Origin of the sequence: Pseudomonas sp. PWP3-1b2 (genome assembly GCF_049896045.1) — a bacterium.
Classification (GTDB): Bacteria; Pseudomonadota; Gammaproteobacteria; order Pseudomonadales; family Pseudomonadaceae; genus Aquipseudomonas; species Aquipseudomonas antarctica_B.
In genome coordinates this window covers 26,877-52,606 of the sequence record NZ_JAFCTN010000036.1, presented here as the reverse complement: position 1 = coordinate 52,606, position 25,730 = coordinate 26,877, and the positions used below count along the sequence as shown (strand labels likewise).

The window sequence follows — 25,730 nt, the reverse complement described above, 5'->3', positions numbered from 1 at the left end:
TGAATCCGTGGGCCGCCGCGATGGGCCATCCTTGGCCCAGCGCGGCTAACCCGGCGTCCTGCCGGGTTACCCACGGACTCAAGCCTGCGTTCGGCCAGCGTGGTTGACGGGGCGCTTCAGATCAAAAGCAAGATCAAAATCTAAAGCACGGCGGCCTGGTAGCCGACCTGAGTGGTTGGATCAAAGGCGCTGTTTTTTTTCTAAAGCAGATTGCGATTCCCCAGACACAATGCATAGCCAAACTGTATGGAGATCAAACTGTGGGAGCTGGCTTGCCTGCGATGCAGACACCTCGGTACATCAGGCAAAACCAGTAGATGCCATCGCAGGCAAGCCAGCTCCCACAGTTGATGGGGTTATATCTGATTAATCTCACACTGTTGCCGGGCCGGGTTCGCGGCGCATTAGGCGATCTTGCCTGTTAAGCAAAAGTTGGAAGGCTTCTTGCAATACCGCCTTCAGGACGCTTTCAGGCGTCAAAAGTTTGCTTTAAGGACACGAGGAATACCGGTGGTAGATCGCTCTCAAATGCTCAACACGGCCCGTGGCACCCTGACTGATTTGTCGCGGGGCAATTTGGGTGTGCCGTTGTTGTTGCTGGTGATGCTGGCAATGATGATGTTGCCGATGCCGCCGTTCCTGCTGGATGTGTTTTTCACGTTCAACATTGCCCTGTCGGTGGTTGTGCTGCTGGTGTGCGTTTACGCCCTGCGGCCGCTGGATTTTGCAGTGTTCCCGACCATTTTGCTGATTGCGACCCTGTTGCGGCTGGCGCTGAACGTGGCGTCGACGCGGGTGGTGATGTTGCACGGTCAGGACGGCCATGCCGCCGCCGGTAAGGTGATTCAGGCCTTCGGTGAGGTGGTGATCGGCGGTAACTACGTGGTCGGTATCGTGGTGTTTTCGATTCTGATGATCATCAACTTCGTGGTGGTGACCAAGGGCGCCGGGCGGATTTCCGAGGTGAGCGCGCGGTTTACCCTCGATGCGATGCCCGGCAAACAGATGGCCATCGACGCCGACCTCAACGCCGGCCTGATCGATCAAAACCAGGCTAAATCGCGCCGCCTTGAAGTGGCACAGGAAGCCGAGTTCTACGGTTCCATGGACGGTGCCAGCAAATTTGTGCGCGGTGACGCCATCGCGGGTCTGTTGATTCTGTTTATCAACCTGATCGGCGGCATGGCGGTCGGCATCTTCCAGCACGGCATGACCTTTGGCGATGCGGGCAAGGTGTATGCCTTGCTGACCATCGGTGACGGTTTAGTGGCGCAATTGCCATCACTGTTGTTATCCACAGCAGCGGCCATCATGGTGACCCGTGCTTCGGGCTCCGAAGACATGGGCAAGCAGATCAGCCGCCAGATGTTCGCATCGCCCAAGGCGCTGGCCGTGGCGGCGGGCATCATGGCGATCATGGGTATCGTGCCGGGCATGCCCCACGTGTCGTTTTTGAGCATGGCGGCCATGGCGGCTGGCGGTGCCTACCTGTTCTGGAAAAAGCAAAATACGGTCAAGGTGCAGGCCCAGCAAGAGATCGCCCGTCAGCAGGAATTGCTGCCATCGCCAGCCCGCGCCCAGGAAACCAAGGAGCTTGGCTGGGATGACGTGACCCCGATCGACATGATCGGCCTGGAAGTTGGCTACCGTTTGATCCCCCTGGTAGACCGTAACCAGGGCGGCCAATTGCTCGCGCGGATCAAGGGCGTGCGCAAAAAGCTGTCGCAGGATTTGGGCTTCCTGATGCCCACCGTGCACATCCGCGACAACCTTGACCTGGCCCCGAGCGCCTATCGCCTGACCCTGATGGGCGTGATTCTCGCCGAAGCCGAGATTTACCCGGACCGCGAGTTGGCGATCAACCCTGGGCAGGTATTCGGCACGCTTAATGGCATTACCGCCAAAGATCCGGCTTTTGGCCCTGGAGGCGGTCTGGATCGAAGTCAGCCAGCGCAGCCAGGCGCAGTCCCTCGGTTATACCGTGGTGGATGCCAGCACGGTGGTCGCAACGCACCTCAACCAGATTCTGTACAAGCACTCCCACGAGCTGATCGGCCACGAGGAAGTCCAGCAATTGATGGGGTTGCTGGCCAAAGCCTCGCCAAAATTGGCCGAAGAACTGGTGCCCGGCGTACTCTCGCTGTCGCAATTGCTCAAGGTGTTGCAGGCCTTGCTCGCCGAGCAGGTGCCGGTACGCGACATTCGCAGCATCGCCGAGGCCATCGCTAACAATGCCGCCAAGAGTCAAGATACTGCCGCGCTGGTGGCTTCGGTGCGTGTCGGCTTGTCCCGTGCAATCGTGCAAAGCATTGTAGGCGTTGAGTCTGAGCTGCCTGTTATCACCCTGGAACCAAGGTTGGAACAAATATTGCTCAATAGTATTCAGAAGGCAGGGCAAGGCCAGGAAGAGGGCGTTCTGCTGGAGCCAAGCATGGCTGAAAAACTGCAGCGTTCGTTGATCGACGCCGCGCAACGCCAGGAAATGCAGGGCCAGCCAGTGATTCTGTTGGTGGCAGGCCCGGTCCGAGCGATGTTGTCGCGGTTTGGACGTCTGGCAGTTCCGAATTTGCACGTTTTGGCTTACCAGGAAATTCCTGACAATAAGCAAGTGACTATCGTCGCGACAGTAGGGCCCAACGGCTGAGGTAGTGGGTTATGCAAGTTAAGCGTTTTTTCGCCGCCGATATGCGTCAGGCCATGAAACTGGTACGTGATGAGCTGGGCGCCGATGCCGCGATTATTGGTAACCGCCGCATTGCTGGCGGTGTCGAGCTGACGGCTGCGCTGGATTACACCCCTTCGGCGCTGGCCCCGCGCGTGCCGAACATGGAACTCGAAGACGAGCTGCGCAAGACCGCTTCGCGCATCGTCTCGGCCCAGGCCGAACTGAGCATGCGTGGCGACAGCGATGCCACCACCAATCGCCAGCTGTTCGCCGGCCTGCCGCTGACCGCTTCCGAGCCCTTGGTAGAACCGACTTTCAAAGAGCCGCCACGTCCTGCCGCGCCAGCCCCGGCCGCTGCAGTCGACCAGCGCGCGCTGGATTCGATGCGCTTTGAACTCAACGGCCTGCGTGAGCTGCTCGAAGTGCAGCTGGGCTCGCTGGCGTGGACCCAACTGCAAGGCAGCAAGCCGCAACAGGCCAACCTGTGGCGTCGCCTGCAACGCATCGGCCTGTCTGGCCCGTTGTCGCGCGACCTGCTGACGCTCACCGCCGAAGTCGAAGAACCGCGCCAGGCCTGGCGCATGCTGCTGGCGCATTTGGCGCGGATGATCGCCACGCCGGAAATCGAACCCCTGGAAGAAGGCGGTGTAATTGCCATGGTCGGCCCCGCCGGCATGGGCAAGACCACCACCCTGGCCAAGCTTGCGGCTCGCTATGTGCTTAAATACGGCGCGCAAAACATCGCGCTGGTGAGCATGGACAGCTACCGCATCGGTGCCCAGGAACAGCTCAAAACGTTGGGCCGTATTCTCAACGTACCGGTGACCCACGTGGACCCGGGCCAGTCCCTGGCCAATGCGCTCGACCCGCTGCTGCGCAAACGCGTGGTGCTGATCGACACCGCCGGCCTGCAAGCCAGCGACCCGGCCTTGCGCCTGCAGCTGGAAAGCCTGGCCGGGCGTGGCATCAAATCGAAGAATTACCTGGTACTGGCCACCACCAGCCAGAAACAGGTGCTGACCGCCGCATACCACAGCTACAAGCGCTGTGGCCTGGCGGGTTGCATCCTGACCAAGCTCGATGAAACCGCGAGCCTGGGTGAAGTGTTGAGCCTGGCGATCAGCCATGAATTACCGGTCGCCTACCTGACCGACGGGCCGCGGATCCCGGATGATCTGCATCTGCCGCGCCGTCATCAGTTGGTCAGCCGTGCTGTCAGTGTGCAAATGCAAGAAGAGCCAAGCGAGGAAGCGATGGCTGATATGTTCGCGGACCTTTACCACAACCCGGCAAAACGGGTCGGTTGAGGGCAGTGAACGCCGTGAAAAGTATCTACATCGATGGTCTGCAAGCGATCCACGCGGCCAAGCCATGTAGCCTGCGTCTAAGCAAGACAAGGTAAAGAAATAAAATGGGCAGCATGCATCCCGTACAGGTGATCGCGGTGACCGGCGGCAAAGGTGGCGTCGGAAAAACTAACGTGTCAGTGAATTTGTCCCTGGCCCTGGCAGAGCTTGGCCGTCGCGTCATGCTGCTGGATGCTGACTTGGGCCTGGCGAACGTCGACGTTCTGCTGGGGCTGACACCCAAACACACCCTCGCCGATGTGATCGAAGGCCGTTGTGAGCTGCGCGATGTGCTGCTGCAAGGCCCCGGTGGCATTCGCATCGTGCCCGCAGCCTCGGGCACCCAGAGCATGGTGCACCTGAGCCCGGCGCAGCATGCCGGCCTGATTCAGGCATTCAGTGATATTGGCGATAACCTCGACGTGCTGGTGATCGACACCGCCGCCGGGATCGGCGAGTCCGTGGTCAGTTTCGTGCGCGCGGCGCAGGAAGTGCTGTTGGTGGTGTGCGATGAACCGACTTCGATTACCGACGCCTACGCCCTGATCAAACTGCTCAACCGTGACCACGGCATGAACCGCTTCCGCGTGCTGGCCAACATGGCCCAAAGCCCGCAGGAAGGTCGCAACCTGTTCGCCAAGTTGACCAAGGTCACGGACCGGTTCCTCGATGTCGCCCTACAATACGTTGGTGCAGTTCCCTACGACGAGTGTGTGCGCAAGGCCGTGCAAAAGCAGCGTGCGGTCTACGAAGCGTTCCCTCGTTCGAAGTGCGCACTGGCGTTCAAGGCGATTGCCCAGAAGGTCGATACCTGGCCGCTGCCCGCCAACCCGCGGGGGCATCTGGAGTTTTTCGTGGAGCGATTGGTGCATCAAACGAGCGCAGGACCGGTGCTATGACATCCAGCGGCTACAACCTTTACAAAAAGTCGGCACGTGACAGCCAGGGCGAACTGATCGAGCGCTACGCGCCGCTGGTCAAGCGCATTGCCTATCACTTGCTGGCCCGCCTGCCCGCCAGTGTTCAGGTAGAAGACCTGATCCAGGCCGGCATGATCGGCCTGCTCGAAGTGTCGACCAAATACGACGCGAGCAAGGGTGCGAGTTTCGAGACGTATGCGGGTATCCGTATCCGTGGCGCGATGCTCGATGAGGTGCGTAAAGGGGATTGGGCGCCGCGTTCGGTACACCGCAATACGCGCATGGTCAGTGACGCAATTCGCGCAATTGAAGCAAAAACCGGTCGTGACGCTAAAGATCACGAAGTTGCGGCCGAACTCCAATTGAGTCTCGACGATTATTACGGGATTTTGAACGATACCTTGGGCAGCCGCTTGTTCAGTTTCGACGACCTGTTGCAGGACGGCGAACACGAAGGGCTGCACGAGGACGGCGCGAGTGCTCACCTGGAACCGTCACGCGACCTGGAAGACGAACGTTTCCAGGGTGCGTTGGCGGATGCGATCGCCAATTTGCCTGAGCGTGAGCGACTGGTATTGGCGCTGTACTACGACGAAGAGCTGAACCTCAAGGAAATCGGTGAGGTCCTGGGGGTCAGCGAATCGCGTGTCAGCCAGCTGCACAGCCAATGCGCCGCCCGCTTGCGGGGGCGATTGGGAGAGTGGCGCGCGCGCTGACAGGCAGTGTGGGGACACTGCAGCGCAACTGCTCGAGAGGCTAACCGCCTTTCGCGGCTTCGTTCCGTGGTGCCCCTGGCAGTCCTTTTTGTGTAACGCCTGTTGATTGAAATGGCGCGTCCAGGTGCTGGGCGCGTTTAAGACTGCTTGGAGGTCGAATTGGACAAGAACATGAAAATCCTCATCGTTGATGACTTCTCAACGATGCGGCGGATCATAAAAAACCTGTTGCGTGACCTTGGGTTCACCAACACGGTCGAGGCGGATGACGGCATTACGGCGATTCCGATCCTCAACAGCGGGAGCATCGACTTTCTGGTAACCGACTGGAACATGCCGGGCATGACCGGTATCGACCTGCTGCGCCACGTACGCGCTGACGAAAAGCTGCGCAGCTTGCCTGTGCTGATGGTGACCGCTGAAGCCAAGCGTGAGCAGATCATCGAAGCCGCCCAAGCCGGGGTTAACGGTTACGTGGTCAAGCCGTTCACGGCGCTGGCGCTGAAAGAGAAGATTGAAAAAATCTTCGAACGCATCGGTCATTGAGGCTGCCACGGGGGAGCTATGGAGCATAAAGAAACGTCGCAGGGAGACTTTGAGTCGACCCTGAAAAAGCATGCTCACCAGTTGGTCGACAGCCTTGAAAAAGGCCAGTTCGGCGACGCGGTGCAGTTGATCCATGAGCTCAACCAGACCCGTGACCGCGGCCTGTATCAGGAAGTGGGCAAGCTCACACGCGAGCTGCACAGTGCGATCGTCAATTTTCAGATTGACCCGCATATGCCCCAGGCCGAAGAGATTTCACAAATCACCGACGCGACCGAACGCCTGTCCTATGTGGTCAGGCTGACTGAAGCGGCGGCCAACCGCACCATGGACCTGGTGGAAAACGCCACGCCTCTGGTCAACGGCATGGCCAACGAAGCCCAGGCCCTGAGTGCTGACTGGGGCCGCTTCATGCGTCGGGAAGTGGGTGCAGAAGAGTTTCGTGAGTTGGCGCGTCGGGTCGAAGGTTTCCTGTCGCGCAGCGAACAGGAAAACCGCACGGTTTCCAGCAACCTCAACGACATTCTGCTGGCCCAGGATTACCAGGACCTCACCGGTCAGGTGATCAAGCGCGTGACCCAATTGGTCACCGAAGTGGAAAGCAACTTGCTCAAATTGGTGCTCATGGCCGGCCAGGTTGATCGTTTTGCAGGCATCGAACATGACCGCGAAGCGATCCTCTCGGAAAAAGATCCACAAAAACATCTCGCCAAGGGTGAAGGTCCGCAGATTCATGCCGATAAACGTGAAGACGTTATGTCAGGTCAGGATGACGTAGATGACCTGTTATCCAGTTTAGGCTTCTAAGGAGCACCCACATGAGCTTCGGCGCCGATGAAGAAATCCTTCAGGATTTCCTTGTAGAGGCCGGCGAAATTTTAGAGCAACTGTCCGAACAACTGGTCGAGCTGGAAAGCCGCCCGGATGATGCGAACCTGCTCAATGCAATTTTTCGCGGTTTTCACACTGTAAAAGGGGGCGCCGGCTTCCTCCAGCTCCATGAGCTGGTGGAGTGCTGCCACATCGCCGAGAACGTGTTCGACATCCTGCGCAAGGGTGAGCGTCACGTTGATTCGGAGTTGATGGACGTGATTCTCGAAGCACTGGATGCGGTCAACGGCATGTTCAGCGAAGTGCGCGAACGCGCACCGATCACTGCCGCCACGCCGGAATTGCTGGCCGCCCTGGCGCGCTATGCAGAGCCTGCCGACACCGCCGCTGCGCCGGTGGCGCCCGCCGCGCCGGAACCGGTGGTGGAAGCTGAAGGCGACGTGACGGACAGCGAGTTCGAGCAGTTGCTTGACTCCCTCAACGCGGTCAAGGCTGAGGCTGAGGCGCCGCGTGCGCCTGTGGCTGCGCCGACCAGTGAAGACATCACCGACGCAGAGTTCGAATCCCTGCTCGACCAGTTGCACGGCAAAGGCCAGTTCGCCGCCGACGCCGTGGCACCTGCCGCTGCGGCGCCAGCACCTGCGGCCCCGGCCAGCACCGACATTACCGACGACGAATTCGAAGCGCTGCTCGACCAACTGCACGGCAAAGGCACGTTTGCTGCCGACGCCTTGCCGCAAGTCTCGGCGACTGCCGCAGCGCCAGCCGCGGCCTCAGCCGCCGCACCGGCACCTGCCGGCGACGGGTTGATCTCTGACAACGAATTCGAAGCCTTGCTCGACGAGCTGCACGGCAAAGGCAAGTTCAGCGAGGTGGCCCCGGCCGCCGCCGCTGCCACGGCTGCACCGGTGGCGGCCAAAGCCGCTGCGCCGGTTGCCGCCAAGCCTGCGCCAGCACCGGCTGCCGCACCGGCGCCCGCCCGCGCTGCCTCGGCACCGCCAGCGGACAAACCTGCCACTGAAGCCGAAACCACCGTACGGGTTGATACCGCACGCCTGGACGACATCATGAACATGGTCGGCGAACTGGTGCTGGTGCGTAACCGCCTGGTGCGCCTGGGCCTGAACAGCGGCGACGAAGCCATGCAAAAGGCCGTGTCGAACCTCGACGTGGTGACGGCTGACCTGCAAACCGCTGTGATGAAAACGCGGATGCAGCCGATCAAGAAAGTCTTCGGCCGCTTCCCGCGCCTGGTTCGCGACCTGGCCCGTCAGTTGAAGAAAGAGATCAACCTGGAACTGGTGGGTGAAGAAACCGACCTCGACAAAAACCTTGTCGAGGCCCTGGCCGACCCGCTGGTCCACTTGGTGCGCAACGCCGTCGACCACGGCGTCGAAACCCCGGAAGAACGTGAAGCCTCGGGCAAGTCCCGTGGCGGCAAGGTGATTCTGGCGGCGGAGCAAGAAGGCGACCATATCCTGCTGTCGATTACCGATGACGGCAAAGGCATGGACCCGGCCATTTTGCGCAATATCGCGGTCAAGCGTGGCGTGATGGACAAGGACGCCGCCGACCGCCTGACCGACACCGAGTGCTACAACCTGATTTTCGCCCCGGGCTTCTCGACCAAAACCGAGATTTCCGACGTGTCCGGCCGTGGCGTCGGCATGGACGTGGTGAAGACCAAGATCAGCCAGCTCAACGGCTCGATCAATATTTACTCGACCAAGGGCCAGGGCTCCAAGATCGTCATCAAGGTGCCGTTGACCCTGGCGATCATGCCGACCCTGATGGTGATGCTGGGCAACCAGGCCTTTGCCTTCCCGCTGGTCAACGTCAACGAAATCTTCCACCTCGACCTGTCGCGCACCAACGTGGTGGACGGCCAGGAAGTGGTGATCGTGCGCGACAAAGCGTTGCCACTGTTCTACCTCAAGCGCTGGCTGGTGGCATCGGCCAAGCATGAGGAGCAGCGCGAAGGCCATGTGGTGATTCTCTCCGTGGGCACCCAGCGTATCGGCTTTGTGGTCGATCAACTGGTGGGTCAGGAAGAAGTGGTCATCAAGCCTTTGGGCAAAATGCTGCAGGGAACCCCGGGCATGTCGGGTGCGACCATCACCGGTGACGGTCGGATCGCGCTGATTCTCGACGTTCCGAGCATGCTCAAGCGTTACGCCGCACGGCGTATTTGATTCTGGTGGGGCAGGGCGGTATCGCCCGTCCCGCCTAACGGAGTGTTTATGGCAGTCAAGGTCCTGGTGGTGGACGATTCGGGTTTCTTCCGCCGCCGCGTCTCGGAAATTCTTTCCGCCGATCCAACCATTCAGGTGGTCGGTACGGCCACCAACGGCAAAGAGGCGATTGATCAAGCCATTGCGTTGAAGCCTGACGTGATCACCATGGACTACGAGATGCCGATGATGGATGGCATCACGGCTGTTCGGCACATCATGCAGCGCTGCCCGACCCCGGTATTGATGTTCTCTTCACTCACTCACGAAGGCGCCCGGGTCACCCTCGATGCGCTGGACGCGGGTGCGGTGGACTTCCTGCCGAAGAATTTTGAAGACATCTCGCGCAACCCCGAGAAGGTCAAGCAGATGCTGTGCGAGAAGGTGCACAGCATTTCGCGCAGTAACCGTCGCAGCCTGTTCAGCACGCCGGCGCCCGCGCCGGCTGCCGCGCCGGCCCCGACCACCTCGACGTTTGCCCGCCCGGCACCAACGCCTGCGCCAGTGGCCCGGCCGGCTCCAGCGCCGGTTCGCGCGCCGGCACCGAGCGCCCATTCGCCTGCGCCAAAACGCAAAGCCTACAAGCTGGTGGCCATCGGCACGTCTACCGGCGGCCCGGTTGCCCTGCAGCGCGTATTGACCCAGTTGCCGGCGAACTTTCCGGCGCCGATCGTGTTGATCCAACACATGCCTGCCGCTTTCACCAAGGCCTTTGCCGAACGCTTGGACAAGCTCTGCAGCATCAGCGTCAAGGAAGCCGAGGATGGCGACATCCTGCGTCCGGGCCTGGCGCTGTTGGCGCCGGGTGGCAAGCAGATGATGGTCGACGGGCGTGGCGCGATCAAAATCCTGCCGGGCGACGAGCGCCTTAACTACAAACCGTGCGTGGATATCACTTTCGGGTCGGCGGCCAAGTCCTACGGTGACAAAGTTCTGGCGGTGGTGCTCACCGGCATGGGCGCCGACGGCCGTGAAGGCGCGCGCCTGCTCAAGCAGAGCGGCAGCGCGATCTGGGCCCAGGACGAAGCCAGTTGTGTGATTTATGGCATGCCCATGGCCATCGTCAAGGCTGACCTGGCCGACGCCGTTTACAGCCTGGACGATATCGGCAAACATCTGGTGGAGGCTTGCCTCTGATGGATGTACTGAGCCTGATCGGCATCATCATGGCGTTTGTCGCAATTATCGGCGGCAATTACCTGGAAGGCGGCCACCTCGGCGCCCTGGCCAACGGCCCGGCGGCGCTGATCGTGCTTGGCGGCACCGTCGGCGCTGCGCTGTTGCAGTCACCGATGAGTTCGTTCAAGCGCGCCATGCAGATTGTGGTGTGGATTATTTTCCCGCCCCGCGTTGACCTGCCTGGCGGCATCGACCGCGTGGTCAACTGGAGCCTCACCGCGCGCAAGGAAGGCCTGCTGGGCCTTGAAGGCGTGGCCGATGCCGAACCCGACAGCTACTCGCGCAAGGGCCTGCAACTGTTGGTGGACGGCGCCGAACCGGAAGCGATCCGCAGCATCCTGGAAGTGGATTTCTACACCCAGGAAAGCCGCGACATCAACGCTGCCAAAGTCTTTGAAAGCATGGGCGGCTACGCGCCGACCATCGGCATCATCGGTGCGGTAATGGGCCTGATCCACGTGATGGGCAACCTGGGTGATCCGTCGCAGTTGGGCAGCGGCATTGCCGTCGCCTTCGTCGCAACCATCTACGGCGTGGCCAGCGCCAACCTGTTGCTGTTGCCGGTGGCGAGCAAGCTCAAGTCGATCGCCATGCGCCAGTCGCGTTACCGCGAAATGTTGCTGGAAGGGATTTTGTCGATTGCCGAGGGTGAGAACCCGCGTTCCATCGAGTTGAAGCTCCAGGGTTTCATGGATTGATGGGCACTGCACCCAACAATGGGGGGAGGTTCCATGAGCCGTCGCCGCCGCGAGCCTGAAGAACACGTTAACCACGAGCGCTGGCTGGTGTCCTACGCGGACTTCATCACCTTGCTGTTCGCGTTTTTTGTGGTGATGTACTCCATCTCGTCGGTCAACGAAGGCAAGTACAAGGTCGTCTCCGAAGCGCTGCTCGGGGTGTTTTCCGACTCTGAGCGCGCCCTCAAGCCGATCCCGATTGGTGACGAGCGGCCCAAGACCGTGACCCCGGCCAAGCCGCTGGTCAACGACAGCGACGAAACCGCTGCCGGCATCGGTGGCACCAGCGACCCGCTGAAAAGTATTGCCGACGACATCAGCGCCGCGTTTGGCGACCTGATCAAGTCCAACCAGATGACCGTGCGCGGCAATGAGTTGTGGGTGGAGATCGAATTGAACTCCAGCTTGCTGTTCGCCAGCGCCGATGCGATGCCGAGCGACCAGGCGTTCACCATCATCGACAAGGTGGCGGCGATCATCAAACCGTTTGAGAACCCGGTGCACGTCGAAGGCTTTACCGACAACGTGCCGATTGCCACGGCGCAGTACCCGACCAACTGGGAACTGTCTTCAGCGCGCGCCGCGAGCATCGTGCGCATGCTCGCCATGCAGGGCGTCAACCCTGGGCGATTGGCGTCGGTGGGCTATGGTGAATTCCAGCCGGTGGCCAATAACGCCACCGCCGAAGGCCGCGCGCGCAACCGCCGTGTGGTGTTGGTAGTGTCGCGTAACCTGGATGTACGCCGCAGCCTGACCGGTACCGGCACGGCCAATGCAACGCCGGATGCGGCGTTGAAGCGGGCTGGCACACAAACTGCACCACCCGCTGTCAAGCCGTCGGTTCGTCAGAGCGCCGTCAATTCTCCGTCACCGGCCAAATAACTTTATGCACTGTCTCGGTTGCGCCAACGCCTGCCGGGAGGAATCAACTGAATGAGAGTCTGGGCAGTTGCCAATCAAAAAGGTGGGGTCGGCAAGACCACCACTTCCATCGCCCTGGCCGGCTTGCTGGCCGAGGCGGGCAAGCGCGTGGTCGTGGTCGATCTGGACCCTCACGGCTCCATGACCAGCTACTTCGGCTATGACCCGGATGCGCTGGAACACAGCTGCTACGACCTGTTCCTGAACAAGGGCAGTGTGGCGGCCGACTTGCCCGGGCAACTGCTGTTGCCCACCAGCAACGACAGCATTTCCCTGCTGCCCTCGAGCACCGCGCTGGCCACCCTTGAGCGCCAGTCGCCGGGGCAGAACGGTTTGGGCCTGGTGATCGCCAAGACCCTGGCGCAACTGTGGCAGGACTTCGACTACGCCATCATCGACAGCCCGCCGTTGCTCGGCGTGCTGATGGTCAACGCCTTGGCGGCCAGTCAGCAGTTGGTGATCCCGGTACAGACCGAGCACCTGGCGGTCAAAGGCTTGGAGCGCATGGTCAGCACCCTGGCGATGATCAACCGCTCGCGCAAACAGGCGCTGCCGTACAGCATCGTGCCGACCCTGTTCGACCGTCGCACCCAGGCGTCGCTCGGCACGCTGCGGGTGTTGCGCGATGCCTACCCCGAGACTATCTGGAACGGCTACATCCCGGTGGACACGCGCTTGCGCGACGCCAGCCGTGCCGGGCTCACGCCGTCGCAGTTCGACGGTAAAAGCCGTGGCGTGCTGGCGTACCGCGCGTTGCTCAAGCACCTGCTGTCGCAGCAGCTTGTGGCGCAGGTGGCGTGATGATCCGTCCCGTTGAACTCAAGACCCGGCCGCAACTGGCGCTGGAATCCTACCTGGATGCCTTGCTGCAGGAGGCGACCGCAGAAGAATTGCCGGAACCGATCCTTGTGGTGGCGCCGGCGGTAGAACCGGACAGCACGCTGGATGAATTCCAGCTGGCGGTGCTGGAAGAACAAGCACGCGATGCGCACGTTGTGGCTGCGCCGGTTGTGGTGCCCACTACGCCTGTGGTGCTGGCGCCGGCGGTGATCGAGCCGGTGGTGCAAGTGCACCTGCCGCCGAACATCACGCCGCCGCCGGTGACCGGCGACGGTCGCCCGGCGTGGGCCGCCGAGCCGTTTGAATGCCTGCTGTTCGACGTCGCCGGGTTGACCCTGGCGGTGCCGTTGGTGTGCCTGGGTTCGATCTATTCGCTGGCCGGCCAAGAGCTGACGCCACTGTTCGGGCAACCGGAGTGGTTCCTCGGCATTCTGCCGAGCCAGGCCGGTAACCTGAAAGTGCTCGACACCGCGCGCTGGGTGATGCCTGACCGTTATCGCGATGACTTTCGCCAGGGTTTGCAGTACGTAATATCGGTGCAGGGCTATGAATGGGGGCTGGCGGTGCATCAAGTCAGCCGTTCGTTGCGCCTGGACCCCAATGAAATCAAATGGCGCAGCCACCGAGGCCAGCGGCCCTGGTTGGCGGGTACCGTGATCGAACACATGTGCGCGTTGCTCGACGTCGCCGAACTGGCCGAGTTGATCGCCAGTGGCGCAGTCAAATCGATGCCGCAGAACAAACGCAGTTGATTGAACAATAAGGGCCGGGCGGTTGCGCGGCCAAACCAGCACACACGCCGTCTCCAACGGCATTTGAAGGGGTCAGTGGTATGAACAATAAATCAGCGTCCGCACAAGGTCTGGATGATCCGATCCTGCAATGGGTCACCTTCAAACTGGACAACGAGTCCTATGGCATCAACGTTATGCGCGTGCAGGAAGTGCTGCGCTACACCGAGATCGCCCCGGTTCCGGGTGCGCCAAGTTACGTGCTGGGTATCATCAACCTGCGCGGCAATGTGGTGACGGTCATCGACACGCGCCAGCGCTTTGGTCTGGTGCCGACTGAGGTCAACGACAACACGCGTATCGTGATCATTGAAGCCGACAAGCAAGTGGTCGGGATCATGGTCGACAGCGTGGCTGAAGTGGTTTACCTGCGTCAGTCGGAAGTGGAAACCGCGCCGAACGTGGGCAACGAGGAATCCGCCAAGTTTATCCAGGGTGTGTGCAACAAGAACGGCGAGCTGCTGATTCTGGTTGAGCTGGACAAGATGATGAGCGAAGAAGAGTGGTCGGATCTGGAGAATATCTGATTGTTTTTTGAAGCGGCGGTGATTGTCCTGGCGCTGTTGTGGGCCGGGACTTTGGCGTTCGTGCTGCGCTATGTGCGCCAGCAACGGGAGTTGGCCGTGCAACAGGCCGAGCGTGATGCTGTGCGTGACCGGCGTTTGGTGGAGTTGGTCAAGCGTGTGGATCATTTTCAGCAGAGTGCGGTGAAGGTGGGGGATGAGGTGCATGAGTTGCGCGCGATTCTTGGGCCTTTGCCGGATAGGTTGGTGCAGTTGGAACAGCGCGATCCTTCGAATTTGTCGTTTGCTCAGGCGGCGAAGTTGGTGGGGATGGGGGCTACGGTGGATGAGTTGACGCAGTCGTGTGGGTTGACTCAGGCTGAGGCGCAGTTGATGAGTAAGTTGCACAAAGGCTGATGTGTGTTTGTGTACATATCCGTTGCTGCGGTAACGGCTGAGATGGGTTCCGCTCTTACAGCGGGTCACTTTTGGCAAACGCCCCAAAAGTAACCAAAAGGTCTTCGCCCCACCACTCGGCACCTCGCTTAGGCTCGGTGTGCCCTCACTCCGGCTTGAATCCGTGGGCCGCCGCGATGGGCCATCCTTGGCCCAGCGCGGCTAACCCGGCGTCCTGCCGGGTTACCCACGGACTCAAGCCTGCGTTCGGCCAGCGTGGTTGACGGGGCGCTTCAGATCAAAAGCAAGATCAAAATCTAAAGCACGGCGGCCTGGTAGCCGACCTGAGTGGTTGGATCAAAGGCGCTGTTTTTTTTCTAAAGCAGATTGCGATTCCCCAGACACAATGCATAGCCAAACTGTATGGAGATCAAACTGTGGGAGCTGGCTTGCCTGCGATGCAGACACCTCGGTACATCAGGCAAAACCAGTAGATGCCATCGCAGGCAAGCCAGCTCCCACAGGGCGCTCCGCGCTTGTACTTGCAGCTGTCCAAAAAAATGGATATCCACGCGGTAAACCAAACACTGTCCCCAAATGTCCACATCTTCAGGAACCATTAAATCCAGGAGTAACTCGTCCATGACCACCCCCAAAGCACTGTTGATCCTTCACGGCAAGCAAGCCCTCAACGAGGACGTGCGCGCTGCTGTGCAGGCCCAGCGTGAGCAGGGTTGGGAGTTGGCGGTACGGGTTACCTGGGAAGGCGGCGACGCCCAGCGGTTGGTCAATGAGGCGCTGGCCGACGGTTATACCCACCTCATTGCTGGCGGTGGCGACGGCACGTTGCGCGATGTGGCCGAAGCCATGGCGCTGGCCAAGACCGACGCCAGCCTGGTGCTGATGCCCCTGGGCACCGCCAATGACTTCGCCAAGGCGGCCGGTGTGCCGCAGCAGCCCGCCGAAGCCTTGGCCCTGCTCGATGTGGAACCCAGGGCCATCGACCTTGGCCAGGCGGGTGATCAGATATTCCTGAACATGGCCACTGGCGGCTTCGGCAGCCAGGTCACTGCCAACACGTCTGAAGACTTGAAAAAAGTCCTCGGTGGCGCCGCTTACCTGTTCACTGGTTTAACCCGTTTCAGTGAATTGAAGTCGGCGTACGGCGAGCTGGAAGGCCCGGATTTCCACTGGAAAGGTGACCTGCTCGCACTTGGTATCGGCAACGGTCGCCAAGCGGGTGGCGGGCATGTGCTGTGCCCGGACGCCTTGGCCGACGACGGCCTGTTGGACATCAGCATCTTGCCCGCGCCCCAGGAAGTGGTCGGCACGCTGCTCACGCTGATGAGCGACGGCTGGGGCCTGGACAATATGTTTGTGCGGGCGCGCCTGCCGTGGGTTGAAATCAAGGTGGCCGAAGGGCTGTATATCAACCTGGACGGTGAGCCGCTCAAGGGCGACGACTTGCGGTTCAGCGCCTTGCCCAAGGCCTTGCGTGTGCACCTGCCGGTGAATTCGCCGTTAGTCGTCCAGGCTGATGATCTGCTCGCGCACGGCGAATAACACCAGGCCCGCCACATCGAATATTTGCAGGCGCTTCATGATTTGCGAGCGATGCGCCTCCACCGTCTTGATGCTCAAGCCCAGGCCCTGGGCGATTTCCCGGGTGGACTTGCCGCGCACGATCAAGCGCAGGATTTCCAGCTGACGCGCGGTGAGGTTGTGGCTGTGGGCAACGGGGGAGGTCGGGCCCTGGCTGCGGATCAGCGCCTGATTGATCACGGTGTGGGCAATCGCAGGGCTCAGGTAGCGCTCGTTGTTGCGCAAGGCCGACAAGGCGTGTTCCAGCTCGTTGGCCGTGGTGTCCTTGAGCAGGTAGCCATGGGCGCCGGACTCCAGCGCGCGCATGATCAGCTCGGGGTCGGTGTGCATCGACAGGATCAGCACTTTGCTCTTGGGGTAGGCCGCCTTCAGTTGTTGCAGGGCGTCCAGGCCGCCCGTGTGTTTCATCGACAGGTCGAGCAACACGATGTCCGGCTGCAAGGCGCTGAACTTTTCCAGTAACTGGGCGCCATCGCTGGCTTCGCCAATCACTGTGTAGCCGGGTATATCCTGGATCAGCGCGCGAACGCCGGCGCGGATCAGTGCGTGGTCATCCACCAACAGTAAGTTGCACGTCACTCGAAAACCTTAGGGCAACTGGCCCGTTCGAGGGCGCGGGGCGCCCAGGGGAAAAGCGCGTCGATCCGCGTGCCTTTGCCTGGCGTGCTGTTGACGGACAAAGAGCCCCCCAACTGATCTACCCGCTCGGACATCCCGGCCATGCCCCGCTGGCCTTCCAGGCCAGGATTAATGGCGGGCGAAAAACCCTGGCCGTCATCGCAGATCATCAGCGACAAGCCTTCGGGCAGGCGCTGCAGGCGTACCAGCAAATTGTGCGCCTGGGCATGGCGCAGCATGTTGGTCACTGCTTCCTGAGTGATGCGAAACGCCGCCACGGCCATTTCTTCCGGAATGCCGGTCAGCCGTTGCTGGCATTCCAGGCTCCAGTGAATCGGGGAGTTCTCGAGGGTCTTGAGCAAGTGCGCGCGCAGGCTCGCCTCGAGGCCCAGGCTGGCCAACTGCCGAGGGTTGAGAATGGCGGACACGTCGCGCACTTTGGCCAGGGTTTCGTTCAGGGTGTTGCACAGCACCGTGCATTGGCTTTGCAGGTCGTCCGGCAGGCGGCGCTTGAGCCATTCACTTTGCAATGTGGCGGCGGTCAGCAGTTGGCCGATGTCGTCATGCAATTCGCGGCTTAAGCGATGGCGCTCGTTTTCCTGGACCTGCAGCAAGCGGTCAGCGAGTTCCTGCGGCTGAAATTTGATCGACTTGCGCGAGCGCCACTGCTGCACGCCCACCACCAGCAAAGTGGCCATGTTCAGCAGCAGGATCACCAGCGGCAGTGGCGCGGAGCGGGTATACGCCCACACGCTGATCAGCAACGAGCCAAGGCACAGGACGAGGACCATGCGGCGCGCATTGTTGCGGGACACGGACCTTGCGATGAGTGACTTGAGGCTGGCGTGCATAGCGGATGGAGCCAATGAAGGTTCGCTGCGGAAAGACCTGCCATGGCGGCTGACAGGGCTCTGTTTGGAAAGCGGTGCCGAATCGTTTTTATACATTATGAAGTTGTGTCACTTCGAGCGCGGCATAGTACCACCACTATTACCGTTGGTCGCCTGGCGCCTCGCTTTACCGGCTTATTAAACAGGCGAACGCTCTGGAGCGCAGTTCCAGAGTTCCAAAGTGTGGGCAGTTATATTAATTGAGGCGACTTGTATAATAATTGCGATGATGGCCAGTTGATATACCTTGCCACAATGCTGTTCAGCCAAGCGGTCGTTTTTAGATAAGTGACGTATTAAATACGACTCGAAGGTTGTTCACGACACGTGATGCTCGTGCTGCTGAGGTGTATAGGCCAAGTCTTTTTGTGGGATCTGCAGAGTGACTGTCGCAATCAGCGTGGTTTGTTCACTTTCATCCAGCGTCAATTGACCGGTGCGGATGTCGATTAATTCTAATTGCCACGCCAGGAGTGTCAGGCAGTTATGCAACGCGTCCAGTGCCTGGTCATGCAGTTGCAGGGGGCTTATGGCATTGGCAATCAGGTATTGAATATGCCGCGAGAACTCGCTGATTGCCTGCAGGGCAAGGCCTTCGGCCTTTTCGGCGAGTACGGCGAGGCTGGTTTTCATGCAGTCGATGGCATCGATGTCATTGCGAATCAAGTGCAAATGGTTCAAGCACTCTTCTGACTTGGCCAACAGCATTTGAGCCTCGATCAGGAATTCAGGAAGTGCAGTTTGCCATTCGTTTGCGCTGTTCATCATGCAAGTCTCCACAACATGAGGTCGGGTGATGAAATGCCGCACCGGGTGAATGGCGTAAAACTACCGCTGAAATATGACTGAAGTCTGTAGGCTGCTTCGGACAATTTTGTAGGAGCGTTATTCGAGTGATCGCGAACGTCGCGCAAGACCCTTGTTGGCGTGGGCCATTGCACAACTTCAGTTGCCGCCACGTGACTGTCTGGAAGCCCCGTGGGCCGAGGACTTGGGATGGCGAACAAAAGCCTGACTCCATTCATGCAATGAGAATGGCGTCACATTAATGGCTATTAGATATCGCGAATATCAGGTTGGGCCTGATTGTTCATAGGGGAATCCCTTACACAGCGGAACCACGCGTCGATTTTTATGTCGCGCAGGGTTGCTGGCGTGCTGTCTGTGAAGACGAATGCAGTAAAGCATGATGTCAGTGTGACATCAATGGGTTTACGTGGCATTTTAGCGGCTTCAAGGTCTGGCGCTTGCCGCCGATAACAAGCATTAAGTGAACAGCACAATCCCACATCAGGAGCTTTTAATGGCCGGCATTCTCGACACAGTAGATCAACGCACGCAACTGGTGGGTGAGAATCGCCTGGAGATCCTCATGTTTCGTCTGGCCGGGCGGCAGTTGTTCGCGATCAACGTGTTCAAGGTGCAGGAAGTGCTGCAGTTGCCCAAGCTGACCCTGATGCCCCAGCGCCACCCGTTTGTGTGCGGCGTGGTCAACCTGCGTGGCCAGACCCTGCCGGTGATCGACCTGTCCCAGGCGATCGGCATGCGCCCGCTGGTGCCGGGCCCCACCAGCACGATTATCGTCACCGAGTACAACCGCTCCGTGCAGGCGTTTTTGGTAGGCGGCGTGGACCGCATCGTCAACATGAACTGGGAAGCCATCCTGCCGCCTCCGGCCAGCGCCGGGCGTCAGCATTACCTCACGGCCATCAGCAAGGTCGATGACCAGTTGGTGGAAATCATCGACGTGGAAAAAGTTCTCGCCGAAATCGTGCCGTACAACGCCAAGGTCTCCCGCGAAAAACTCGAAGACCCGGTACTCGAACGCGCCCGTGGCCGCGAAGTGTTGCTGGTGGACGACTCCAACGTTGCCCTGTCGCAATTGCGCGACACCCTTGGGCAACTGGGCGTGAAAATGCACATCGCCAGCGACGGCCTCAAGGCGCTGAACATGCTCAAGGCCTGGGCCGACACCGGCCAGGTGATGACTGACAAGCTGCTGATGATCTTCACCGACGCCGAAATGCCCGAGATGGACGGCTATCGCCTCACCACTGAAATCCGCAACGACCCGCGCCTGCGCGGCCTGTATGTGGTGCTGCACACCTCGCTGTCCGGCAGCTTCAACGACTCGATGGTGAAAAAGGTCGGCTGCGACAATTTCCTCTCCAAATTCCAGCCCGACAAGCTGGTAGACGTGGTGCGTCAGCGCCTGATGCTGGACGACGTGCCGGCTTGACCGCACTCGGCGTGCTTACGGTGTAAAGCGGATTCATTGGTTGAGCAGGCTTGTTGTGGCGAGCAGGCTTGCCCTGCGTTGGGCTGCGAAGCGGCCCCAAAACCATACGATGAGTTTCCCCTGATACACCTCGTTGCCCTCAATGGGGCTGCTGCGCAGCCCAACGCAGGGCAAGCCTGCTCGCCACAACAAGCCTGCTCGCCACAGTGAGCCTGCGTTCCAAAGCAAGCCTGCCCCCCAAAAGGCCTGCTTGTCACAGGGCGATTCCGTGCCCTTTGATTCCGCGATCACCCTCCTATAGGGTAACGGCTTCGCCCCCTCAGGAAAGCAGGCCCATGCTTCGTCTCAGCGCGTTGTACCGTTACCCCTTGAAGTCCGGCAAGGCCGAGGTTTTGCAGCAGATCGGCCTGGATAAGCTGGGTCTGCATGGGGATCGACGCTGGATGCTGGTGGACGACGCCAGCGGACGTTTTCTCACGCAGCGCGCAGTGGCCAAAATGAGCCAACTGTCGGCGCTGTGGAACGGCGCTGGCGGCCTCACCTTGAGTTCCCCTGGCCAGGCGCCGCTGGACGTGGCACTGCCCGGCAGCGACGCCGAGCTGCGCGGCGTGACCATCTGGCGTGACACCTTGCGCGTGCCGGATGCAGGCGATGCGGCTGCGGCGTGGGTCAGTGAGTTCATTGGCAAGCCGACGCGCCTGGTGCACGTGCCGGTCGAACGCGCGCGCAGCACCGAGGCGGGGTATGGCAAGGACGACGACAAAGTCGGTTTTGCCGATGGTTTCCCGTTGCTGCTGATCGGTCAGGCGTCCCTCGACGACTTGTCACACCGCATCGGCCGACCGATGGAAATGCTGCGTTTTCGGCCCAACCTGGTGATCGAAGGTGGTGAGGCCTTTGCCGAGGACGGCTGGAAACGCCTGCGCATCGGCGACGTGGAGTTTCGCGTGGTCAAGTCGTGCTCGCGCTGCATCCTCACCACCATCGACCCGGCCAGCGGCGAGCGCAGTGCCGACCGTGAACCTTTGGCCACCCTCAAGACCTACCGCGAGAGCGATGGCGATGTGATGTTCGGCCAGAACCTGGTCAACGATGGCGCAGGTCGCCTGGAAGTCGGCATGCCGGTGACCGTTCTCGAATAAGGCTGCGCCCATAAAAAATGCCCGTCTCGCAGGAGACGGGCATTTTTTTGACCGGGCGAAAGATCAGCCGCGGTATTCGCACAGGTAAGCCGTATCAACCTCGACTTTCAGCTGGAACTTGCTGTTTGCCGGTACGTTGAACTGGCTGCCGGCAGCGAAGGTTTCCCAGCCGTTGGCGTCAGGCAGTTTGACGGTCAGTGCACCAGACACCACGTGCATGATTTCACGCTGGGCGGTGCCGAATTCGTATTCACCCGGGGCCATCACGCCGATTGTCGCCGGACCTTCTGCGGTGCCAAAAGCGATCGACTTCACGGTGCCGTCGAAGTACTCATTGACTTTAAACATGGGCGAATCCTCGGAAAAGGGACTGGAAAGGTCGGCCAGTATGCCCAAGGGCAGGGGGGCTGCCTAGACCGGCAGTATCAGCGGTAACAACCGTGCGGTATTGCGCGCATCTTCAAGCGCCCGGTGCTGCTGACCGTTGAACTGCATCCCCGCCAATTGCAGGGCGCCGTTGAGCCCCAGCGGCTTGTCCAGGCGCCGCGCCTTGGCGAAGCGTTGCTTGAGGTTGACGTGGGGCGTCTGGGCGAGCGCGCTGGTCAGGCCGTGGCGCTGCCATTCGAGCTCCAGCTGCGCGCGGTCGTAATCGCCCCAGCTGGCCCAGCCTTCGAGTCGTGCGTGATGCTGGCCCAACCAGCGCTCGAACAGCGGCCACACGTCGGTGATCGGTGCGGCGGCGTCGATGTTGGCTTGGGTGATGTGGGTTAACTGGCGGCAGAAAGGCGTCAGCAATGGCCGGCGCAGCGGCCGTACAAAGCGCTGAAAGTGATCCAGCTCGCGGCCCTGGCGGTTGACCAGGCTCACACCGATCTCGATGACTTCCATCTCCGTCACGGGCCAGCCGCCGTCATCCGTTGTGGCTTCAAGGTCAATAATCAGCCAATGATGCATCGCGCAGGTTCCCGTACTCGTCTCTTCCTGATGGGGATAGAGCGTAGCCAAGCCTCGTAGTTCCGCCCAGGCCCAGCAAGCTCTGTTTGTAAACGCTGAAAACAAGTTTTGCCCAAGCGCTTGCTTGGTCGGCGGCCACCGCCTAAATTGCCGCCAGAGACGTCAGCAGAAGTAGAGGAGAGTGGCATGGATGAGCAAAAAGCCCTGCGCGTCATGCGCACTATGGTAGACGCCGGCCAATTAACCGACCCCGACAGCGCCCGGGGCAAGTTGCTGCAAACCGCGGCTCACCTGTTTCGCAACAAGGGTTTCGAGCGCACGACCGTGCGTGACCTGGCGGGTGCGGTGGGTATTCAGTCCGGCAGCATTTTTCATCACTTCAAGAGCAAGGACGAGATCCTGCGGGCAGTGATGGAGGAAACCGTTCACTACAACACCGCGATGATGCGCGCTTCGCTGGAAGAGGCGACGAGTGTGCGTGAGCGCGTGTTGGCGCTGATTCGCTGCGAGTTGCAGTCAATCATGGGCGGCAGCGGCGAGGCGATGGCGGTGCTGGTGTACGAATGGCGCTCGCTGTCGGACGAAGGCCAGGCCCACGTGCTGGCGCTGCGCGATGTGTACGAAGACATCTGGCTGCAGGTGCTGGGCGAGGCCAAGGCCGCTGGCTACATCAAGGGCGATGTGTTTATCACCCGGCGTTTCCTGACCGGCGCCTTGTCCTGGACCACCACCTGGTTCCGCGCCGAAGGCAGCCTGACCCTGGAACAATTGGCCGAAGAAGCCCTGCTGATGGTGCTCAAGGCGGACTAAGCCACTCATTTGATGGCAAAAGTTGTCTCGACTGCCAAAAACGCCTAGCTTATCGCCATCAATGTGTTTAACGGTGTGTGCCTCGATGTTTTCGCCATGGCGGCTGGCTGCAGGAGTTACTTTATGGGCACTGGGCACCGCGTGCTGGGTGCCGGCTTCGGCTGCGCAATTGGTGAGGATTGGCGCCGCGCATTTTCCTCCCTACACCGTACGCCCCGAGCAAGGTGCCGACACCGGTTTGCTGCCGCAGTTGGTGGAAGCCTTGAACGCCGCGCAAACCGACTACCAGTTTGTACTGGTGCCCACCTCCATCCCACGGCGTTTTCGGGATTTCGAGCAGGGCCGAGTCGACATGGCGATCTTCGAAAACCCTAGCTGGGGTTGGAAGAACATTCCCCACACCAGCGTCGACATGGGCCTGGAAGACGCCGAAATCTTCGTTGCCCAACGTAAGCCCGGGCGTGACCAAAGCTATTTTGCCGACCTTTCCAACAAGCGCCTGGCCGTGTTCAGCGGTTATCACTACGCCTTCGCCAACTTTAACCCCGACCCCAAAAACATGGCCGAACACTTCAACGCCACGTTGACCTATTCCCATGACAGCAACCTGCTGATGGTTGCGCGCGGGCGGGCTGATATTGCCCTGGTAACGCGTTCCTTCCTGAGTGACTTCATGGTGCGCAACGCGGACATGGACGGAGAGTTTCTGGTTTCAGAGCGCATCGACCAGGTTTATCACCACTACGCCTTGCTGCGGCCGAAGGCGCCGATCAGCGGCGCAGCGTTTGCCGGGTTGCTCAAGGGCCTGCGGGACAACGGCCAGATGCTGAAAATCTTCGAACCCTATCGCATTGATGTCACGGCGGTCTCTGAGACGCCCTGATCGGCTAAATTTTGCGGCGCTGTTCACGTCACTTCTTCTATAGCCTTCGAAGACTGTGAGCCGCCACCATGAATGATTTATCTGTCCTGCCGTTGCCCGCCGGGCCCGCCCTGAATGCCGATGAAACCGACAGCCACCTGAGCCTGACCCTGGAAGGCCAGCCGCTGATTCGCCTGCGCCTGCAGCGCGGTGATCAATTGCACGTGCATTTGCAGGACGCCAACAGCGTCGCGCCCGCCCGCGCGTTGTGGAGCGCCTGTTACTGGCTGTTCGTCAAGGAGCCCGCACGCCAGCGGTTGGCCTGGCACCTTGAGCATGTGCCTGAGGACGCGTTGCGCAGCGGCCTGTTGGTGGCGACCGACGTGGCGGGCCAGTTTTACTGCGAGCGCACGCTGTTCTGGCAGTTGCCTCAGCCCTGGCTTGGCCAATCCCCCAGCGGCAGCTACCCGCAGCACATGGTCATCAGCGCCGGCAAACGGCATCCGTTGCGCGCGCCCAAGCCGCGAGGTGAAGTCTATCGCCGCTACGATGCGCGCCTGGGTGCATGGATTTCCCTGCGCACCGTCGAAATTGACGTGGACCTGGCGCGCTTCAACCGCTGGCAGAACAGCACCCGCGTGGCGAATTTCTGGCAGGAAACCGGCAGCCTGGAACAGCACCGCGAGTACCTCGACAAGCTCGACGCCGACCCGCACACGCTGACGCTGATCGGCTGTTTCGACGACGAACCCTTCGCCTACTTCGAAGCCTATTGGGCCAAGGAAGACCGCATCGCGCCGTTCTACGACGCGGGCAATTACGACCGTGGCATTCACATGCTGGTGGGGGAGGAACATCACCGCGGGCCGCACAAGGTTGCCAGTTGGTTATCGGCGCTGGTGCATTACCTGTTTCTCGACGATCCACGCACTCAGCGCGTGGTGGCCGAACCCCGCGCCGATAACGCGAAGATGATCGGGCATATGCACAACCAGTGCTTCCACTGCGAAAAGGAATTCGACTTCCCGCACAAGCGCGCGGCGTTGATGATTCTGGGGCGGGAGCGGTTTTTTGAGCGCTGCGGTTTGGTCTGAGTCGGCATTTTGTGGGAGCAGGCAAGCCAGCTCCCACAAAAAGCCTGTACCTGCCCGTTTTGAACAGCGGGTCAAACCCGCCGTGCAAACGTATCGCTATGGCTGCCCGACACCTTGCGGCAGTGCACCAGCGCATCACGAATCATGAAGTTCACCAGCGTCGGCGATACGCCCAGCTCCTTGGCGATGTCCTTCTGCGGCACGCCGTGCAGGCGGTACATCTCGAACGCATAACGGGTGCGCTGCGGCAGCTCCGTCAGGGCATCGGCGATGTGTTCCAGGGTGCTGAAGTTAATGTGCGAGGTTTCTGGTGAAGCGCCGTGAATGACCACATTCAAGCCTTCCTCTTCCGTGCCGGAGTATTTGAGCTCCAGGGCCTGCTTGCGGTAGTGATCGATCGCCAGGTTGCGCACGATCTGGAACAGGTAGCTGAGCTGGGCCTTGAACGATGAAGTGATCGTCGGCGCCGATTGCAGTCGAAAGTACGCGTCCTGCACCACGTCTTCTGCGCGGGAGCGGCAACCGGTAATACGTGCCGCGATCTTCACCAGGATCAGCCGATTGTCGACAAAAGCCTGGAGAAGCGGTGAGTCGCACCTGCCTGTGGATACTTGTTCCGTCATGGAATTCACCTTGTTGCAAAGAGGTTGGGGGAGGGCTTCCTTGCTGAGGCCTCCTACACATCGGGCAACAAATTAGGCTTAATGATAATGATTGTCAAATGAGAAGACGAACTAATCTTATGCCCTTGCAGAAGGTGTGAGCTACGTCTCGCTCGTCCAGGGCGACTAATTATTTGCCGCCACCGTCCGTTCTCTTGGGTGAAAGGTCCGTCAGTAAACGGCCAGGGATCAACACCCGCAGGAGGGCGAAATGGGTTTTTATCGTGCACACAGC

General features: G+C 60.3%; 25 protein-coding genes and 1 pseudogene. 20 read left to right on the top strand and 6 right to left on the bottom strand.

All coding sequences use genetic code 11. The features are described from left to right. Positions 1–528 precede the first annotated feature (528 nt). The 15 genes and pseudogenes from flhA to yegS all read left to right on the top strand — a co-directional run bounded on the left by flhA (position 529) and on the right by yegS (position 16,185). A pseudogene (gene flhA, locus ACP7A2_RS20915) lies at positions 529–2,644 on the top strand (flagellar biosynthesis protein FlhA). An 11-nt stretch (positions 2,645–2,655) separates the two neighbouring features. Next, positions 2,656–3,972: a flagellar biosynthesis protein FlhF gene (flhF, locus tag ACP7A2_RS20910; RefSeq protein ID WP_426135753.1), complete on the top strand. Its 1,317-nt coding sequence runs from the start codon at positions 2,656–2,658 to the stop codon at positions 3,970–3,972. A 104-nt stretch (positions 3,973–4,076) separates the two neighbouring features. Further along, positions 4,077–4,910, top strand: coding sequence for a flagellar synthesis regulator FleN (fleN, locus tag ACP7A2_RS20905; RefSeq protein ID WP_339416596.1), 834 nt, complete (start codon positions 4,077–4,079; stop codon positions 4,908–4,910). Then, entirely contained in the window at positions 4,907–5,647 is a 741-nt protein-coding gene (gene fliA / locus ACP7A2_RS20900; protein WP_065909829.1) for an RNA polymerase sigma factor FliA, read from the top strand. Before fleN ends, fliA begins: the two co-directional genes overlap by 4 nt. A 171-nt stretch (positions 5,648–5,818) precedes the next feature. Beyond that, a complete protein-coding gene (locus ACP7A2_RS20895; protein ID WP_005790040.1) occupies positions 5,819–6,193 on the top strand; it encodes a chemotaxis response regulator CheY in 375 nt (124 codons plus the stop codon). 18 nt (positions 6,194–6,211) lie between these two features. Continuing rightward, positions 6,212–7,000 carry a protein phosphatase CheZ gene (locus tag ACP7A2_RS20890; RefSeq protein WP_426135752.1) on the top strand — a complete coding sequence of 263 codons (789 nt, stop codon included), beginning with the start codon at positions 6,212–6,214 and terminating at the stop codon, positions 6,998–7,000. A gap of 11 nt (positions 7,001–7,011) precedes the next feature. Beyond that, the gene (locus ACP7A2_RS20885) at positions 7,012–9,216 is read left to right on the top strand and encodes a chemotaxis protein CheA (RefSeq protein ID WP_426135751.1); all 2,205 of its coding nucleotides are present in this window, start codon (positions 7,012–7,014) and stop codon (positions 9,214–9,216) included. Positions 9,217–9,264: 48 nt separating this feature from the next. Then, entirely contained in the window at positions 9,265–10,392 is a 1,128-nt protein-coding gene (locus tag ACP7A2_RS20880) for a protein-glutamate methylesterase/protein-glutamine glutaminase (RefSeq protein ID WP_426135750.1), read from the top strand. Then, positions 10,392–11,132 (top strand): flagellar motor protein, encoded by a 741-nt coding sequence (locus ACP7A2_RS20875; RefSeq protein ID WP_375071073.1) that lies wholly within the window; start codon positions 10,392–10,394, stop codon positions 11,130–11,132. The genes ACP7A2_RS20880 and ACP7A2_RS20875 overlap by 1 nt, the downstream gene beginning before the upstream one ends. Positions 11,133–11,165: 33 nt before the next feature. Next, positions 11,166–12,053, top strand: coding sequence for a flagellar motor protein MotD (motD, locus tag ACP7A2_RS20870; protein ID WP_426135749.1), 888 nt, complete (start codon positions 11,166–11,168; stop codon positions 12,051–12,053). A gap of 51 nt (positions 12,054–12,104) precedes the next feature. Beyond that, on the top strand, positions 12,105–12,893 hold the full coding sequence (locus tag ACP7A2_RS20865) for a ParA family protein (protein ID WP_426135748.1): 789 nt from the start codon (positions 12,105–12,107) through the stop codon (positions 12,891–12,893). Then, positions 12,893–13,684, top strand: coding sequence for a CheW domain-containing protein (locus ACP7A2_RS20860; protein ID WP_426135747.1), 792 nt, complete (start codon positions 12,893–12,895; stop codon positions 13,682–13,684). The genes ACP7A2_RS20865 and ACP7A2_RS20860 overlap by 1 nt, the downstream gene beginning before the upstream one ends. An 80-nt stretch (positions 13,685–13,764) precedes the next feature. Beyond that, entirely contained in the window at positions 13,765–14,250 is a 486-nt protein-coding gene (locus ACP7A2_RS20855; RefSeq protein ID WP_017735234.1) for a chemotaxis protein CheW, read from the top strand. Next, positions 14,251–14,643: a DUF2802 domain-containing protein gene (locus tag ACP7A2_RS20850; protein WP_375071068.1), complete on the top strand. Its 393-nt coding sequence runs from the start codon at positions 14,251–14,253 to the stop codon at positions 14,641–14,643. It begins immediately after the preceding gene. Positions 14,644–15,264: 621 nt separating this feature from the next. After that, complete coding sequence (gene yegS / locus ACP7A2_RS20845; RefSeq protein WP_426135746.1) at positions 15,265–16,185, top strand: lipid kinase YegS; 921 nt, start codon at positions 15,265–15,267, stop codon at positions 16,183–16,185. On the opposite strand, the gene ACP7A2_RS20840 is transcribed toward yegS, so the two are convergent. The 3 genes from ACP7A2_RS20840 to ACP7A2_RS20830 form a co-directional block, all read right to left on the bottom strand. Further along, complete coding sequence (locus ACP7A2_RS20840) at positions 16,144–16,803, bottom strand: response regulator transcription factor (RefSeq protein WP_426135745.1); 660 nt, start codon at positions 16,801–16,803, stop codon at positions 16,144–16,146. The genes yegS and ACP7A2_RS20840 overlap by 42 nt on opposite strands. Continuing rightward, positions 16,800–17,693, bottom strand: a complete 894-nt coding sequence (locus ACP7A2_RS20835) for a sensor histidine kinase (protein WP_426135754.1) — start codon at positions 17,691–17,693, stop codon at positions 16,800–16,802. The genes ACP7A2_RS20840 and ACP7A2_RS20835 overlap by 4 nt, the downstream gene beginning before the upstream one ends. A 357-nt stretch (positions 17,694–18,050) precedes the next feature. After that, positions 18,051–18,500 carry a hypothetical protein gene (locus ACP7A2_RS20830; RefSeq protein WP_426135744.1) on the bottom strand — a complete coding sequence of 150 codons (450 nt, stop codon included), beginning with the start codon at positions 18,498–18,500 and terminating at the stop codon, positions 18,051–18,053. 535 nt (positions 18,501–19,035) lie between these two features. Between ACP7A2_RS20830 and ACP7A2_RS20825 the strand changes: the two genes are divergently transcribed. Both ACP7A2_RS20825 and ACP7A2_RS20820 read left to right on the top strand, forming a co-directional pair. Then, a complete protein-coding gene (locus tag ACP7A2_RS20825) occupies positions 19,036–19,971 on the top strand; it encodes a chemotaxis protein CheV (protein WP_426135743.1) in 936 nt (311 codons plus the stop codon). 335 nt (positions 19,972–20,306) lie between these two features. Further along, on the top strand, positions 20,307–21,113 hold the full coding sequence (locus ACP7A2_RS20820; RefSeq protein WP_426135742.1) for an MOSC domain-containing protein: 807 nt from the start codon (positions 20,307–20,309) through the stop codon (positions 21,111–21,113). Positions 21,114–21,176: 63 nt separating this feature from the next. On the opposite strand, the gene ACP7A2_RS20815 is transcribed toward ACP7A2_RS20820, so the two are convergent. Together ACP7A2_RS20815 and ACP7A2_RS20810 are read right to left on the bottom strand one after the other, a co-directional pair. After that, positions 21,177–21,461, bottom strand: coding sequence for a pyrimidine/purine nucleoside phosphorylase (locus tag ACP7A2_RS20815; RefSeq protein ID WP_426135741.1), 285 nt, complete (start codon positions 21,459–21,461; stop codon positions 21,177–21,179). 63 nt (positions 21,462–21,524) lie between these two features. Continuing rightward, positions 21,525–22,067 carry an exonuclease domain-containing protein gene (locus tag ACP7A2_RS20810; RefSeq protein ID WP_375070880.1) on the bottom strand — a complete coding sequence of 181 codons (543 nt, stop codon included), beginning with the start codon at positions 22,065–22,067 and terminating at the stop codon, positions 21,525–21,527. A 186-nt stretch (positions 22,068–22,253) separates the two neighbouring features. Here ACP7A2_RS20810 and ACP7A2_RS20805 point away from each other — a divergent pair, with 186 nt between their 5' ends. The 3 genes from ACP7A2_RS20805 (at position 22,254) to ACP7A2_RS20795 (ending at position 24,833) form a co-directional block, all read left to right on the top strand. After that, the gene (locus ACP7A2_RS20805) at positions 22,254–22,877 is read left to right on the top strand and encodes a TetR/AcrR family transcriptional regulator (protein ID WP_426135740.1); all 624 of its coding nucleotides are present in this window, start codon (positions 22,254–22,256) and stop codon (positions 22,875–22,877) included. An 85-nt stretch (positions 22,878–22,962) separates the two neighbouring features. Further along, positions 22,963–23,760, top strand: coding sequence for a substrate-binding periplasmic protein (locus ACP7A2_RS20800; RefSeq protein ID WP_426135739.1), 798 nt, complete (start codon positions 22,963–22,965; stop codon positions 23,758–23,760). Positions 23,761–23,828: 68 nt separating this feature from the next. Beyond that, a complete protein-coding gene (locus tag ACP7A2_RS20795; RefSeq protein ID WP_426135738.1) occupies positions 23,829–24,833 on the top strand; it encodes a GNAT family N-acetyltransferase in 1,005 nt (334 codons plus the stop codon). A 71-nt stretch (positions 24,834–24,904) separates the two neighbouring features. Here the strand turns inward: ACP7A2_RS20795 and ACP7A2_RS20790 are convergent, their stop codons facing one another. After that, positions 24,905–25,456: an RNA polymerase factor sigma-70 gene (locus ACP7A2_RS20790; protein ID WP_348061970.1), complete on the bottom strand. Its 552-nt coding sequence runs from the start codon at positions 25,454–25,456 to the stop codon at positions 24,905–24,907. Positions 25,457–25,730: the final 274 nt, after the last annotated feature.